Raw genomic sequence first — 15,081 nt, 5'->3', positions numbered from 1 at the left:
CCAACTACTTCGCCGCTGCCGGATACGATGCGTACTGAACGGAATCTGCTCTAGGGTTCGCCGCACCATCAGGTCGGGTTGCCGGATGGCCGCCAAACACCACACCGACGAGATTTTTCACCGACATCCCGAACAGTTCGGCAGGCAAGGGAATGGTGCGGCAACCGGTATCCTGAACCACCCCATCGATGGTGACGGTCAACGTTCCGGGTGTCATGGCCCAGATGACCAACCGATCCTCGATCACCTCGATATCGGGCATGATGGCGTGCCCATTATCGGGCTGAGGGGTTAGCGACAGTTCGGATCGCGGGGGCAGGACCAGTTCGTCGCACCACGGTTCGATCCAGACCGTCAATGGCGCCGTCGTGCCGTTGCTGGTCTGGATGGAACTCATCGGGGGGTCAATCCCCGGTCAAATCCTGCGCCACCTTGGGCGCGCGGAGCAGCGCGTCGATGTGGCTGCCTTCGTCGAAACTCTGGTCGGGCAGGAATTTGAGCTTCGCGGCAAATCGGCTCTGCACGCGGGTCGCCACCTCGCGCTGGAGATAGGCGGTGTTGGTGCGCAGTGCCTTCAGCACGACCGCCTCGTCCTTGCCCAGCAACGGCTTCACGAAGGCCGTGGCATGACGCAGGTCGGGCGACATCCGCACCTCGGTGACGGATACCATGTGCGTCGCCAGTACCGGGTCGTGAACGTCGCCGCGTTGCAGGATTTCGGACAGGATATGGCGCACCTGTTCGCCGACGCGCAGCGTGCGGACGGATTTGTCGCCTGTATCGGTCGGGCGCGCCATGTCTTTGTCCTACCCCGTCTATCGTATCACTATAACAGCCGCCGGCGGCAGCGCGACGGCCAGCAGCACCAGTGGCAGGCAATGCCCGCCAAGGCAGCCGCCACATCCATCAGGCACCTCGGTCACCACGCCAACGGCGTCGCCCGCCAGATCGCCGGCATCCGCCAACCGGCGGCGCCACCAGGGGCGCCGCCGCGGTTTCGACTTCAGAGCGTCCGCTCGCGCATCTCGACCTCGAAGGTTTCCAGATAGTCGCCGGCACGGATGTCGACGAAGTTCTGCGTGAACGTCACGCCGCATTCCAGACCGGCGCGCACTTCGGGGACATCGTCCTTGAAGCGGCGGAGGCTGGCGATCTCACCCTGATAAATGATGACATCGTTGCGGGTAATGCGGGCCTTGAGCGCCTTGCGGATCGCGCCTTCGACCACCAGCAGACCGGCGGCCTTGCCATGCTTGCCGGCCGAGAAGACATCGCGGATTTCGGCGCGGCCGACGACCGTTTCGAACGCCTCGGGGCCAAGCTCGCCCGCCATGCCGGCGCGGATCTCGTCGATCAGGTCGTAGATGACGTCGTAATATTTCAACGCCACCTTCTGCCGCTCGGCGATCTCGCGCGCCTTGGAATTGGCGCGGACGTTGAAGCCGATGATCGGCGCGCCCGATGCACCCGCCAGCGTCACGTCGCTCTCGGTGATGCCACCCACGCCCGAGTGCAGCACCCGCGCCTTGATGAGATCGGTCGAGATCTTGTTGATCGACGCGACGATCGCCTCGACCGTCCCTTGCGTGTCGGCCTTGACGACGAGCGGATACTCGATCGCCGCATTGGCCTTCAGCGCGGAGAACATGCTCTCCAGGCTCGCCGGGGCGGTGGTGGTGCGCTTCTGCGTCAGCACGCTCTGGCGATATTCTGCGACCTCACGGGCGCGGGCCTCGTTCTCGACGACCTGCAGCGGGTCGCCCGCCGACGGCACGCCCGACAGACCCAGCACCTCGACCGGCATCGACGGCCCGGCTTCCTTCAGCTGGCGACCCTTGTCGTCGACCAGCGCCCGGACCTTGCCGCTCTCGGCGCCGACGACGAAGATGTCGCCGATCTTCAGCGTGCCGCGATTGACCAGCACCGTCGCGACGGGACCACGGCCCTTGTCCAGCTTCGCCTCGATCACCGTGCCTTCGGCGGGGCGATCGGGGTTGGCGGCCAGTTCGAGGATTTCGGCCTGGAGCTGGATCTTCTCGATCAGCGTCTCCAGCCCGGTCTTCTTCAGGGCCGACACTTCGACGTCCTGGACGTCGCCGCCCATTTCCTCGACCACGACTTCCTCGCTCAACAGGCGCTCGCGCACCTTCTGGGCATTGGCCTCGTGCTTGTCGATCTTGTTGATCGCCACGATCATCGGCACGCCGGCCGCCTTGGTGTGGTTGATCGCCTCGATCGTCTGCGGCATCAGCCCGTCATCGGCCGCGACCACCAGCACGACGATGTCGGTGATGTCCGCACCGCGCGCGCGCATCTGCGTGAACGCCTCGTGGCCCGGCGTGTCGAGGAAGGTGATCTTCGACTTGTCCTTCAGCGTGACCTGATAGGCGCCGATATGCTGGGTGATGCCACCCGCCTCGCCGCGCACCACGTCGGTGCCGCGCAGCGCGTCGAGCAGGCTGGTCTTGCCGTGATCGACATGGCCCATGATCGTGACCACCGGCGGCCGCGGCTTGAGCGATTCGACCGCGTCCTCGGTCGTGTCGAGCGCCAGATCGATATCCGAATCGCTGACGCGCACGATGTTGTGGCCGAATTCGGTCACCAGCAGTTCGGCCGTATCCTGGTCGATCGTCTGCGTCATCGTGACGGGCATGCCGAGCTTGAACAGCGTCTTGACGAGGTCCGCGCCCTTTTCCGCCATACGGTTGGCGAGTTCCTGCACGGTGATCGCATCGGGGACCTGCACGTCGCGGACCTGCTTGGCCTGCGCCTCGCGCGGGCCGCCGAAGCCACGCTTCTCCTTCTCGCGCGCCCGCTTCAGCGCGGCGAGCGACCGCGAGCGGGCGCCATCGTCGCCCAGCGCGCGATTGACGGTCAGCTTGCCGCCACGACGCTCGTCGCCCTTGCGGTCGCGCTGCTGCGGACGGCCCGGGGGTGTGTTGCGCGGCGTCGCGACGCCGGCGGGCAGCGGACGCTGCGCACCGCCGGATGCGGCCCCGGCATTGCCGGCGCTGGGCGCGGAAGCGGCGACCGGCTGCTCGACCGGCTTGGGTGCCGGCGGCGGGGGGCGTTCGGGCCGGGCGACCGGCGAGAACCGGCGCGGTGCCGGCATCGACGGATCGCGGCTCAACCCCAGCGTGGGCGCCGGTGCCGGCGCGGGCGGTGCCGCCCGTACCGGTGCGGGTGCAGCGACCGGTGCCGGAGTCGGCGCAGGCGCGGGGGTCGGAGCCGGTGCGGCGACGGGCGCCGCCACGACCGGTGCGGGTTCCGGCGCCGGTGCGGGCGGCGGTACCGCGCGCTCGACCGGGCGGAAGCCACGGCCGGCCGGCGTCGGCACGGTGACCGTCGGGGCCGGGGTCGGCGCCGGGGCGGGAGCCGGTGCGGCTACCGTTGGGGCCGGCGTCGGCGCGGGTGCCGGGGCAGGCGTGGGCTCCACTACCGGCGGGGGCGGCGGCGGGGCGGCGGCGGCCTTCGCACGCTCGGCCGCGCGGACACGCTCTTCCTCGGCCAGGCGGGTGCGATCGGCGTCTTCACGACGACGCGCATCCTCCAGCGCATGCATGCGCTGATCCTCGGCCTCGCGCAGCATCCGGGCCTGCCGCTCCTGCGGGGTCTCGTTGCTGGGCACCGGGCGCGGGGCGGGGGCAGGCGCCGGTGCGGCGACCTGCTGGACGGGGGCGGCCGGCGCCTCGACGGCGGCGGTCGCTTCGGGTGCAGGGGCGGGATCGCCCGGGCGACGCAGGACGCGCGCCTTCTTCGTCTCCACGATCACCGTGTTCGAACGGCCGTGGCTGAAGCTCTGCTTCACCTTGCCGGTCTCGACCGTGCGGCGCAGCCCCAGTGGTGCGCGCATGCCGAGCTTCGGCTTGTCGTTGTCGGTGTCGCTCACTCAAATTCCTCGTGCGTAGTCGCGGCCGGTGACGCCTCGGTTCCGTCTTGGACGGAGCGGTGCGCCGATGCGCCTTGCGAGGCCGTTTCGCAAGGGGCCGATGAGGGGCCGCGCAAATCATCGCTTTGCGGCGCGCCCGTTGGGGTGTCAGGTCCGATGAAATGCAGCCAGCGGTCGAGCGCATCGCTCACCCGTTTCGCCGCAGCGCGGTCGGTCAGCGCGATGTGTACCACATTCTCGCGGCCCAGCGCCAACGACAATATGGGGCGGGGCAACGGCAACGCCAAGCCCCGAAGATCGGAACCTTCGCGATCGGTGCCGACCCGCCACGCCTGCGCCAGTTTGCGCATCCCGTCCTCGCCCGCGTCGCCGGCATGATAGAGCGCGTGAAGCTGGCCCGATCGGGCGGCGGTGTCGATCTTGTCGGTGCCGGTCAGCAACATGCCCGACTTCGCCTCCAGCCCCAGCCGGTCGAGCGCGTTGCGCTCCAATGCGGCGGCGATCCGGGCGGGTAGTTCGTCCGACAGGGTGAATTCCCCCGTCTTGAACGCCCGCGCCAGCGCGCCGCGCAGCCGGCCCTTGGCATAGGCCGCCTCCAGCTCGGCGCGGTTGACGCCGATCCACGCGCCGCGACCCGGCGCCTTGGCGCGCACGTCGGGCAGGACCTCGCCGTCCGGCGACAACGCGAGTCGCACCAGATGGGCGCGGGCGTCGCGGTCCTGCGACAGGATGCATTTGCGCACCGGACCTTCGCCCGCCGCCCGGGTAGCGGCGGCGTGCGTCGGGGGGGCGGATGACGTTGCGCGCTTCATACGACCCTCCCGTCATGCCGGGCTTGTCCAGGCATCCACCGTGCCGCAGGCTTTGCGGCATGGGGGAAAGGCAGCCTTGCACGTACCTGTTGGCCAGCGGGCCGAACGGCACGCTTTACACCGGCGTGACGTCGAACCTCATTGGTCGCGTCATCCAGCACCGCGACGGGACATTCGACGGCTTCACGAAGCGATACCATGTCAAAAGACTGGTCTGGTTTGCCATGGCCGACACGATGGACGCGGCGATCCTGACGGAAAAGCGCATCAAGCGCTGGCCGCGACAATTCAAGGCGAACCTCATCGAACGCGACAACCCGCACTGGGATGATCTCGCGACCGGATTGGGATTGCCGCCATTGCCCCGGGACCATGGACCGCAAGGTCGATGGACGGGTGGACCCCGGGACAAGCCCGGGGTGACGGTGGTAAGCGCGAGGCGCCGTTAGCGTATCATTGCGAGGGTTCCGCATGTGCGTCCTCCCCATCGGTATCGGCCGGGCCGTCGGCGGCATCGACGGTGCCGGTTTCCCCGGCCGCATCGGTCGCCGCCACGGGCGCATCCTCGTCCTCGAACCAGTGCGCGCGGGCGGCCATGATGATCTCGTTGCCCTGTTCGTCGCTCAGGCCATATTCCGACAGGATACCGCCCTTGGGCTCCGGCCGCTTGGGCGCGTCGTCGTTGCGGCGGCGGGGTTCGGCGCGCTTCTTCTCGACCAGTTCGTCGGTGGCGAGATCGGCGAGGTCGTCGAGCGTCTTGATGCCCGCCTTGCCCAGCGTGACCAGCATCGCCTCGGTCAGGTACGGCAGTTCGGCCAGCGCGTCCTCGACGCCCAGCGCGGTCCGCTCGTCGCGGTTCGCCTGTTCACGACGGTCGAGCGCTTCCTGCGCCCGGCTCTGCAGCTCGGCACCGAGGTCCTCGTCGAAGCCCTCGATCGCGGCGATCTCGTCCAGTTCAACATAGGCGACCTCCTCCAGGCTGCTGAAGCCCTCGGCCACCAGCAGCTGTGCCAGCGTCTCGTCCACGTCCAGTTCGTTCTGGAACAGGTCGGAATTGGCGACGAATTCCTTCTGGCGCTTCTCGCTGGCATCGGCCTCGGTCAGGATGTCGATCGCCTTGCCGGTCAACTGGCTGGCAAGGCGGACGTTCTGGCCGCGACGGCCGATCGCGAGCGACAGCTGATCGTCGGGCACCACCACCTCGATCCGCTCCTCGTCCTCGTCGATCACGACGCGGCTGACGGAGGCGGGCTGGAGCGCGTTGACGACGAAGGTGGCGATATCGGACGACCAGGGGATGATGTCGATCTTCTCGCCCTGCATCTCCTGCACCACCGCCTGCACGCGGCTGCCCTTCATGCCGACGCACGCACCGACCGGATCGATCGACGAATCGCGGCTGATGACGCCGATCTTGGCGCGCGAGCCGGGGTCGCGGGCGGCGGCCTGGATCGTGATGATGCCGTCGTAGATTTCGGGCACTTCCTGCGCGAACAGCTTCTTCATGAAGTCGGGATGCGCGCGGGACAGGAAGATCTGCGGCCCGCGATTCTCGCGCACCACCTTCAGGATCAGGCTGCGGATGCGGTCGTTGACGCGCACCACCTCGCGCGGGATCTGCGCGTCGCGACGGATCACGCCCTCGGCCCGGCCCAGATCGACGACGATGTGACCGAACTCGACGCGCTTGACGACGCCGGTGATGATCTCGCCCTGCCGGTCCTTGAATTCCTCGTACTGGCGCTCGCGCTCGGCATCGCGGACCTTCTGGAAGATGACCTGCTTCGATGCCTGCGCCTGGATGCGGCCGAATTCGATCGGCGGCAGCGGATCGACCAGGAAGTCGCCGACGACCGCGCCCTTCTGCAGCTTCTGCGCGTCCTTTTCGGATACCTGCTTGTAGAGATCGTCGACCAGTTCGACCACCTCGACCACGCGCCACAGGCGCAGGTCGCCGGTGTTGGCGTCCAGCTTGGCGCGGATGTCCATCTCCTGCCCGTAACGGGTACGGGCGGCGCGCTGGATCGCGTCCTCCATCGCCTCGATCACGATCGCGCGATCGATCATCTTCTCCGTCGCGACCGAATTGGCGATCGCGATCAGTTCGGCGCGGTTGGCGGTGGCCGTGGCCATCAGTGGTTATCCTCTGCTGATGCCCGGACGCTGTCTGCGTCGTCGGGCGCGTCTTCGAATTCGTCGGCGCCTTCGGTCGAAAGCGGCGCGGTGGCGGCGATCAGCCGGTCGGTCATCACCAGCTTGGCACTGGCGATGTCGGCGAAGGCGATCGTGGCGGTGCCGTGGTTGCCCAGGTCGACCGCGATCCGGTCGTCCGTCACGCCGGCCAGATTGCCGGTCAGCTGCTTGCGACCGTCCTGCGGCTCGACCAGGCGGATGCGGGCCTCGTGCCCGGTCCAGTCGGCATAGTCCGACAGGCGGGTCAGCGGGCGGTCGATGCCGGGGCTCGACACCTCCAGCCGGTACGCCTCGGCGATCGGGTCGCGCCCCTCCGCCTCCAGCGCGTCGAGCACGTCGGAGATGCGGTGCGACAGCGCGGAACAGTCGTCGATCGTCAGCTGGCGGGTGTCGGGGCGTTCGGCCATCACCTGCAAGGTCGGGTCCGACTTGCCGCCCGTCATCTTCACGCGCACGAGGTCGAAGCCGAGCGCCGTGGCTTCGGGTTCGATCAGGGCGGTCAGTACGGCGATATCGGCCAAGCGGTTGCTCCGGTGTTGAAGACCTATGGGTGGTTGCCGCCGCGGAGCCCGGCCCCGCAGCCCCTGCATCCGGCGATGTAGAGAAAGCGTCGCCAGTATATGGCCGGACGGCCGCCGACACAAGCCTTGGCATCCTATGATCGGTCCGGGCGTTCAAGGCGACTACGTGAGAGGATATCGATGGACCTGAAGCTGCTCGCCGCCCTGCCTTGCGCGCTGATCGCCTGCACCGGCAACGCCCCCGCGGACGCGACGGCGCAGGATGCCGCGCCGGCCGCGACCAGGCCCTTCACCGAAACCGTGGTCGCCGATTTCGATTCGCCCTGGGCGCTGGCATTCCTGCCCGATGGCCGGATGCTGGTGACCGAGAAGAAGGGCGAGATGCTGCTCGTCGCCGCCGACGGAAAGCGGAAACAGGTCGTCGCCACGATCCCGGTCGATTCGGCCGGGCAGGGCGCGTTGATGGACGTGGTGCCCGCCCCGGATTTCGCGCGCAGCCAGCGGGTGTATTTCAGCTATTCGGCGGCGGGCGAGGGCGGCAAGGGCGTGTTCCTGGCGCGCGGTCGCCTGCGTGCCGACGGCGGTGACGGCGAGCGGCTGGGCGAGATCGAAACCCTCTTCCGCGCCACGCCGTTCGTGGAGGGCAACGGCCATTATTCGGGCCGCATCGCCTTTTCGCCCGATGGCCGGTATCTGTTCTTCACCAATGGCGATCGCCAGAAATTCACCCCCGCGCAGGACCCGAAGGCGACGCTGGGCAAGGTGTTGCGCCTGACCCTCGACGGCCAGCCGGCACCGGGCAATCCGCTCGCCGCCAAGGGGTTCCGGTCGGAAATCTGGTCCTACGGCCATCGCAACCTGCTCGGCATCGCGTTCGACGCGCGCGGCAATCTGTGGGAGCAGGAGATGGGGCCGAAGGGCGGGGACGAGGTCAACCTGATCCGGCCGGGTCTGAACTACGGCTGGCCGAACGCGTCGAACGGATCGCATTATGATGGCCGGGACATTCCCGATCACCGCGCGGGCGACGGGTACGAACCGCCCAAGGTGTCCTGGAACCCGGTGATCTCGCCGGGCGGGCTGATGATCTATTCCGGCCGGATGTTCCCGCAATGGCGGGGCGACGCCTTTATCGGCGGCCTGTCCAGCCAGTCGCTGGTCCGCGTCGATATCGATGGCACGGAAGCGCGAAAGGGCGACCAATGGCCGATGAACGCACGCATCCGCGACGTGGAACAGGGGCCGGACGGCGCGATCTGGGTGATCGAGGATGGCGACGACGGGTCGCAGGGGCGGCTCATCAAGCTGACCGCCCAATAACCGGGGCGGCAACCGGGGCGGCAACCGGGGCAATAACCGGGCGCACGCGATCGCTGCGCCCGATGGTGCTGGCGCTGACGGGGTGCGGCGGCGAAGGTGCCGCCGCGCGGCCGACCCGGCTCGATCCCGCCCGATCGTCAGGAGGGCCGGTCGAGCCGCCAGTTCGTCCGCGCGGTGGCGATCGGGCGGGCCGGATCGTCCTGCCACGCGGTCGCGTCGACATGCGCGATGCGGGTGCCGAGCCGGGTGACGATACCCGTTGCCAGCGTCGGCGCGTCGCGCCCGCCGCGCCGGTAGTCGACCGTGATGGTCAGCGGGATCACGCCCGCGTCGTCGGTGCCCAGCGCATGGCGCAGCGCGGCGATCGCCGCGATCTCCAGCAGCCCCGCGATCGCGCCGCCATGCAGGAAACCGGGGCGGCCGAGCACGCCGTCCGCGAACGGCATCGTCAGCACCGGCACGCCACGATCGTCGGCGGTCCTCGTCAGGCCCAGCAGGGCCGCATAGGGGGGCAGCGCGATCATGCCGCGTCGGTCGTCATGAACGTGCCGACGATCTGTGCGACCGGATCGGCGGGATCGCCGTCATGCGCCTGTCCCCTGACATAGGCGACCGGCCCGGCGATCCGGTAACATTCGCCGCGCCCGATCAGCGTCCGCCCCGCCACCACCGGGCGGAGATGGTCGAGCCGCAAGTCGAGCGTCGCATGGGGCACGAACCGTCCGCGCCGCGCCCAGATCGCGATCGAGGCCGCCATGTCCATCAGCGTGACGATCGGTCCCGCCGCCATCGCGCCGGTCGCGGTGTCGCCGACCAGCGCATCGGCGGGGGGCAGGGCCAGTTCCACCCAGCCGTCCTCGCCGTCCGCATGGCCGTGATAGCGGATACCCAGCCGCCCGCCATGACCCCGGTCGAGAAGCTTGGCGAAGCGGGGCACATCGAAACCGGTCATCGCCGCAGGGTCTACACGCCGTGCCGCCGCGCGCAACCGGGTTGCCCGGCGCGCCCGGCGGGCATAGCCATGGTCGCAGAGGAGAAGGATGATGGACGACCGGGTGCGGATGACCGTCGATGGCGGGATCGCGGACGTGCGACTGGCGCGACCGGCGCAGATCAACGCGATCGACCCGGCGATGTTCGCGGGCCTGGCGGCGGCGATCGCGGCGTTGCAGGACCGGCGCGACGTGCGCTGCATCGTGCTGTCGGGCGAGGGACGCGGCTTTTGCGCGGGGCTGGACATGGTGGCGATGGCCGGTGGCGGATCGGGGTTGCTGACCGAAACGCCGACGCACGGCGTCGCCAATCTGGTCCAGCAGGTCGCCTGGGGCTGGCGGACGCTGTCGCAGCCGGTGATCGCGGCGGTCCACGGCGTGGCGTTCGGCGGCGGGCTGCAGATCGTGGCGGGCGCCGATATCCGGCTGGCGAGCGCGGATGCGCGGCTGTCGATCCGGGAGATGCACTGGGGGATCGTGCCCGACATGGCGGGCTATGCGCTGTGGCGCGGCACGGTGCGCGACGATGTGCTGCGCGAGCTGGTCTACACCGCGCGCGAGGTCGACGGGGTCGAGGGGGCGGCGCTGGGGCTGGTGACGCGGGTGGTGGACGATCCACGCGCGGCGGCGCTGGCGCTGGCGCAGCAGATCGCGGGCCGGCACCCGGCGGCGGTACGCGCCGCCAAACGGCTGTTCGCGGTCGCGGCGGACGGCGACGCGGCGACGATATTGACGGCGGAACGGGCCGAGCAGGCGGCGCTGCTGGGCACGGCGGACCAGCGCGAGCAGGTGATGGCGAACATGGAGAAGCGGCCGGCAGTGTTCGGGGACTGATCGCTCCGTGACGGGTTTGCGGAAGCGTTCCGTCCCATCCCCGACCAGTCTCGCGAGAGGAATGGCAACCCCGCCCACTATACCTCCCCGGCGAAGGCCGGGGTCCAGTTGGGCGGAGGGCCGTGATGAATTACCGCCGCCTTCCCACCTAGGCCCCGGCCTCCGCCGGGGAGAGGCAAGGTCGATGGATTCTTTGGCCAGCATTGCCCTACGGCACGACCTTAGAGCTGGATGACATTGGCCTGACCCAACCCGTCATTGCGAGCATAGCGAAGCAATTCAGCGCCGGATCAGGACGCCCTGGATTGCTTCGCTCCGCTCGCAACGACGAACATCCGGTTCAACCTGATGTCATCCGGCCATAGGCGGCACGACGTCCTTCAGCTTTGTGAAAGTCCGCGCAACACCCCCGGATACCTCCCCGGCGGAGGCCGGGGTCCAGTTGGGCGGAGCGCCGTGATGACTTGCTGCCGCCTTGCCATCTGGGCCCCGGCCTCCGCCGGGGAGAGGCAAGGTCGATGGATTTTTTGGCCAGCATTGCCCTACGGCACGACCTTAGAGCTGNAGGCGGCACGACGCCCTTCAGCTTGGTAAAAGGCCGCGCAATACCCCCGGATACCTCCCCGGCGAAGGCCGGGGTCCAGTTGGGCGGAGCATCGTGATGACTTGCTGCCGCCTTCCCACCTGGGCCCCGGCCTCCGCCGGGGAGGAAGGAAGGTTTCCCGGCGGCACTCCGGAGTGGCGACGCTCACTCTTTACAGCAAGACCTTGGGCGGCACGGCGCCCTTCAGCCCGGCGAGGATCATGCTCTCCCACACCGCGACGTCGCCCGCCGCCGCCATCGCGCGATCGGGTTCGCGCAGCGTCTTCAGCACGGCGATCGCGTGGGGAAGGTAATCCTGCCAGTGCGCATCGACCTGCGCACTGGCGGATGCCTGATCGCCGGCGGCGTTCGCGCTCAAGTGCTCGGCAGCAAGGACGCGGGCGATCCGCTCGGCGATCGGGGTGGTGGATACGTCCATGGCGGTTCTCCTCGCGGGTTTTATCGATCAACCCGCGAGAAGGCCGGGGTATCCCCTCAGCGGCCGGCGGTCGGCCCGCCGGCGCTGCGGCCGCTGCCGCCACGACCCTGACCACCGCCCTGGCCGCCACCCTGACCACCGCCGCTGCGACCCTGGCCGCCACGACCCTGACCGCCACCGCCGCCGCCGCCGCCACCGCCGCCGGCCGGGCGCGCGCCGCGACCGCTGGCATTGGCATAGCTGCGGCCGGTGGTGCCGGTCGCCTGCGGCGAATGGGTGGCGCGGGGGCGCGGCAACGGACGGCCGCCACGGGGACGATCCTCACGCGGCGCGGGATCGGCGCCGATCGCGTTCACGCGCTGCGACTTGATCTTGTTCGCCTTGTTGGCGAAGTCCTCGGGCAGGGCCTGCACCGGCACCTTCTGGCGCGTGGTCTTCTCGATGTCGCGCAGGTACGCCTTCTCGTCGTCGGCGCAGAACGAGATGGCGATGCCCGATGCGCCGGCGCGCGCGGTGCGGCCGATGCGGTGGACATACTGCTCGGGAACGTTGGGCAGTTCGAAGTTGATGACGTGGCTGACGCCCGACACGTCGATGCCGCGCGCGGCGATGTCGGTCGCGACGAGGATCTTGGTCTTGCCGTCCTTGAACTCGCCCAGCGCGCGCTCGCGCTGGCCCTGGCTCTTGTTGCCGTGGATCGCGTTGGCGCCGATGCCGTTACCGGCCAGCAGCTTCACGACGCGGTCGGCGCCGTGCTTGGTGCGGGTGAACACCAGCGCGCGGTCGATCGCCGGATCGGCGAGCAGCAGCGTCAGCAGCGCCTGCTTCTCCGCCTGGTTGACGAAGGTGACATACTGGTCGACCCGCTCCGCCGTGGTCGAGGCGGGCTTGACCGAGACGGTCGCCGGCTCGTGCAGGAACTGGCTGGCCAGCTCGCGGATCGAGGTGGGCATGGTGGCCGAGAAGAACAGCGTCTGGCGCTTGCGCGGCACCATCTTCACGATCCGCTTCAGCGCGTGGATGAAGCCCAGGTCGAGCATCTGGTCCGCCTCGTCGAGGACGAGGATCTCGATCATCGACAGGTTGACGAAGCCCTGCTCGACCAGATCGATCAGGCGGCCCGGCGTGGCGACCAGGATGTCGACGCCGCGGCTCATGTCCTGACGGTTCTTGTTGATGCTGGTGCCGCCGAACACGGTGGTCACCGACATCTTGGAGAATTTGCCGTATTCGCGCGCCGAATCGGCGATCTGGCTGGCCAGTTCGCGGGTCGGGGCGAGGACGAGCATCCGGCAATGCGTCGGCAGCACGCGCTTGGGCGCCGCGACCATGCGCTGGATCGAGGGGAGGACGAACGCCGCGGTCTTGCCGGTGCCGGTCTGCGCGATGCCGAGCAGGTCGCCGCCTTCCAGCAGCTGCGGGATCGACTGCGCCTGGATCGGGGTGGGGGTGGTGTAGCCCTTGGCTTCGAGCGCACGGACGAGCGGCTCGGCAAGGCCGAGATCGGAAAAGGACATGGGTAAACCTTGTATGCGTGCCGATCCACGACGCACGAAAGGCGGAGTGGTGGCGGGTGTGAAATGACACCCCGCGTGATTAGGGAAGCCTGAGCTTGACCGAAGCGGAGCCCGGACCACCGGCTTTCCGGCACGTCCGATCACGCTGCATAACGCTTCGATGCCCGGCCCGATACAGGCCGATCCTGGAAGTGTCAAGATGGATGGCCAAGCCATGGACCACCCGTTTGCGGGCGGCGACGGGGCATGGCGACCACCGGGTCTGCCCCGGCCTTAAATCCGCCTGACGGGCCCGAAAGGGTGAAGTCCATTCTATTAAGAATGTGCTGACTGATATCTTCAAGGACCTGGCCGTCATGTTCGTAGCTAATATTCCGTCGGTTGACGACGCCAGGGTTGCCGACCTCGCCGCTGCGGAGGCGGCGGACCAGGTCGTGAACCTCATGCTCAGCGTCCTGTCCGACCGCCTCGACCATCCCGAACTGTGGTCGATCATCCCCGATTTCGTTGCCGCCCACCCGATGTTGCTGGATGCTATCGAGTATCGGCTGGCGCAAATCCCGGACCATATAGAAATGGTGCCGCTCAAATTGCTGCTGTGCATGTGTGCCGCCGCCTTGGGTGAAGTGCAGCCTGTCATCGATGCGTTGACGCCGCTGGCTACTGATAACAGCATATCCCCCCTTGTTCAGGGCGCACTCTTTCATCTTCAGGGTCTGGCCGATCCCGGTAATCCAAAGTACAAGTTGACCGGCAAGATCTGCAAAAAGCCGTTCGTGCAGATGGATGTGCTGGACGGCTCGACCCATCTTTGCTGTGCAAGCTGGCTTGCGACATCGGCGGGTAATCTTCAGGCCGACAGCTGGCAGGACGTGTGGAACAGCGAGACGGCGCAAGCCATCCGCGCCAGTATCCATGATGGTTCCTACCGCTACTGCAACAAGGGCGCCTGTCCGGCTATCCAGGCGAACCTGTTGATCCCGGCAGAGAATCTGGCCACGCGGTCCGCCTATTGGCAGGAGGTGCTGGAAACCAGCGCGGTGAAGCTGGCGAATGGCCCCCGCATAGTCAATCTGGCCTATGATCTGACCTGCAACCTGTCGTGCCCCAGCTGTCGTGTAGCGAAGATCGCGGCTGACGGCGCGACGCGTGATCGCTTCGCGGTGATGCAGGAACGCGCGATCCTGCCCATGCTCGTCAATGCGAAAACGGTATACCTAAGCGGTGCGGGCGATCCATTCGCGAGCAAGAACTTTCGCCAGCTGATCGCCGATCTGACGCCGGAGGCGTATCCTGACCTCAAGTTCCTGATCCTTACCAATGGTATGCTGTTCACGCGCCGGCAGTGGGAAAGCTTTCCCACGCTTCACGGTCGGGTGAAGAATCTGCGGGTCAGCATCGACGCCGCGACCGGTCCGACCCACGAACTGCTTCGGCGTGGTGCGCGCTGGCCCGTCATGCTCGAAAACCTGGCCTTTGCCGGCGAACTCGTCCGCGACGGCCTGGTGGAAAGCTTCGACCTGCCCTTCATCGTCCAGCGCGACAATTATCGGGAAATGGGCGACGCGGTCGATCTGGCCCACCGTGTCGGCGCCACCCGTATCAGTTTCTTCCGCATGACGAACTGGGGCACCTTTTCCAACGACCAGTTTCGCGACCGGGCTGTCTTCAATGCGGATCATCCCGACCATGCCGATTTCCTGGCCCGGATGAAGGATCCACGCTTGCTCGACCCCATCGTCTGGCTGGCGGACCTGCAGGAATTTGCAACTGGCCTTGATGGTTCGATCAAGGTGAACGTCCCGAATGCCTATGAGGACGAGGCTGGCGGCCAGTAACCCGCCGTCCCGAAGGTCGCCGCGCCATATCGGGCGCTGATGTCGGCCGGGCGCCATCATCGCCATGGTCCGAACCTGCCGGCTATCCGCACAAGCGCTTGCGGTGGGTGGGGGTGCGGTTCTAGTCCTGTCACCGACTG

At 67.9% G+C, this 15,081-nt stretch carries 13 protein-coding genes and 1 pseudogene; 4 read left to right on the top strand and 10 right to left on the bottom strand.

Going from position 1 to position 15,081, the window contains the following annotated elements; genetic code table 11:
* Positions 1–4: 4 nt before the first annotated feature.
* The 4 genes from IFT82_RS19420 to IFT82_RS19405 all read right to left on the bottom strand — a co-directional run bounded on the left by IFT82_RS19420 (position 5) and on the right by IFT82_RS19405 (position 4,704).
* The gene (locus IFT82_RS19420) at positions 5–397 is read right to left on the bottom strand and encodes a hypothetical protein (RefSeq protein ID WP_192129774.1); all 393 of its coding nucleotides are present in this window, start codon (positions 395–397) and stop codon (positions 5–7) included.
* A gap of 7 nt (positions 398–404) precedes the next feature.
* Entirely contained in the window at positions 405–797 is a 393-nt protein-coding gene (rbfA, locus tag IFT82_RS19415) for a 30S ribosome-binding factor RbfA (RefSeq protein WP_192129773.1), read from the bottom strand.
* 206 nt (positions 798–1,003) lie between these two features.
* Positions 1,004–3,892: a translation initiation factor IF-2 gene (infB, locus tag IFT82_RS19410; protein WP_192129772.1), complete on the bottom strand. Its 2,889-nt coding sequence runs from the start codon at positions 3,890–3,892 to the stop codon at positions 1,004–1,006.
* Complete coding sequence (locus IFT82_RS19405; RefSeq protein ID WP_192129771.1) at positions 3,889–4,704, bottom strand: DUF448 domain-containing protein; 816 nt, start codon at positions 4,702–4,704, stop codon at positions 3,889–3,891. The genes infB and IFT82_RS19405 overlap by 4 nt, the downstream gene beginning before the upstream one ends.
* Positions 4,705–4,763: 59 nt before the next feature.
* Here IFT82_RS19405 and IFT82_RS19400 point away from each other — a divergent pair.
* A pseudogene (locus IFT82_RS19400) lies at positions 4,764–5,069 on the top strand (GIY-YIG nuclease family protein); the annotation flags it as partial.
* An 88-nt stretch (positions 5,070–5,157) separates the two neighbouring features.
* Here the strand turns inward: IFT82_RS19400 and nusA are convergent.
* On the bottom strand, positions 5,158–6,837 hold the full coding sequence (gene nusA / locus IFT82_RS19395) for a transcription termination factor NusA (RefSeq protein ID WP_192129769.1): 1,680 nt from the start codon (positions 6,835–6,837) through the stop codon (positions 5,158–5,160).
* Entirely contained in the window at positions 6,837–7,418 is a 582-nt protein-coding gene (gene rimP / locus IFT82_RS19390; RefSeq protein ID WP_192129768.1) for a ribosome maturation protein RimP, read from the bottom strand. The genes nusA and rimP overlap by 1 nt, the downstream gene beginning before the upstream one ends.
* Positions 7,419–7,598: 180 nt before the next feature.
* On the opposite strand from rimP, the gene IFT82_RS19385 reads away from it, so the two are divergent.
* On the top strand, positions 7,599–8,738 hold the full coding sequence (locus IFT82_RS19385) for a PQQ-dependent sugar dehydrogenase (protein WP_192129767.1): 1,140 nt from the start codon (positions 7,599–7,601) through the stop codon (positions 8,736–8,738).
* Between the two features lie 137 nt (positions 8,739–8,875).
* On the opposite strand, the gene IFT82_RS19380 is transcribed toward IFT82_RS19385, so the two are convergent.
* Entirely contained in the window at positions 8,876–9,262 is a 387-nt protein-coding gene (locus IFT82_RS19380; RefSeq protein WP_192129766.1) for a PaaI family thioesterase, read from the bottom strand.
* On the bottom strand, positions 9,259–9,690 hold the full coding sequence (locus tag IFT82_RS19375; RefSeq protein WP_192129765.1) for a PaaI family thioesterase: 432 nt from the start codon (positions 9,688–9,690) through the stop codon (positions 9,259–9,261). The genes IFT82_RS19380 and IFT82_RS19375 overlap by 4 nt, the downstream gene beginning before the upstream one ends.
* 91 nt (positions 9,691–9,781) lie before the next feature.
* Between IFT82_RS19375 and IFT82_RS19370 the strand changes: the two genes are divergently transcribed.
* Complete coding sequence (locus IFT82_RS19370; protein WP_192129782.1) at positions 9,782–10,564, top strand: crotonase/enoyl-CoA hydratase family protein; 783 nt, start codon at positions 9,782–9,784, stop codon at positions 10,562–10,564.
* 755 nt (positions 10,565–11,319) lie between these two features.
* Here IFT82_RS19370 and IFT82_RS19365 read toward each other — a convergent pair.
* Positions 11,320–11,586 (bottom strand): hypothetical protein, encoded by a 267-nt coding sequence (locus IFT82_RS19365; protein WP_192129764.1) that lies wholly within the window; start codon positions 11,584–11,586, stop codon positions 11,320–11,322.
* 56 nt (positions 11,587–11,642) lie between these two features.
* Positions 11,643–13,103, bottom strand: a complete 1,461-nt coding sequence (locus IFT82_RS19360) for a DEAD/DEAH box helicase (RefSeq protein ID WP_192129763.1) — start codon at positions 13,101–13,103, stop codon at positions 11,643–11,645.
* 323 nt (positions 13,104–13,426) lie between these two features.
* Between IFT82_RS19360 and IFT82_RS19355 the strand changes: the two genes are divergently transcribed.
* On the top strand, positions 13,427–14,941 hold the full coding sequence (locus IFT82_RS19355) for an SPASM domain-containing protein (protein WP_342355168.1): 1,515 nt from the start codon (positions 13,427–13,429) through the stop codon (positions 14,939–14,941).
* Positions 14,942–15,081: the final 140 nt, after the last annotated feature.

Origin of the sequence: Sphingomonas sp. CFBP 8760, assembly GCF_014841615.1 — a bacterium.
In the GTDB taxonomy this organism is placed as follows: Bacteria; Pseudomonadota; Alphaproteobacteria; order Sphingomonadales; family Sphingomonadaceae; genus Sphingomonas.
The sequence above is the reverse complement of the archived record's forward strand: the minus strand, read 5'-3'. Positions and strand labels throughout refer to the sequence as shown.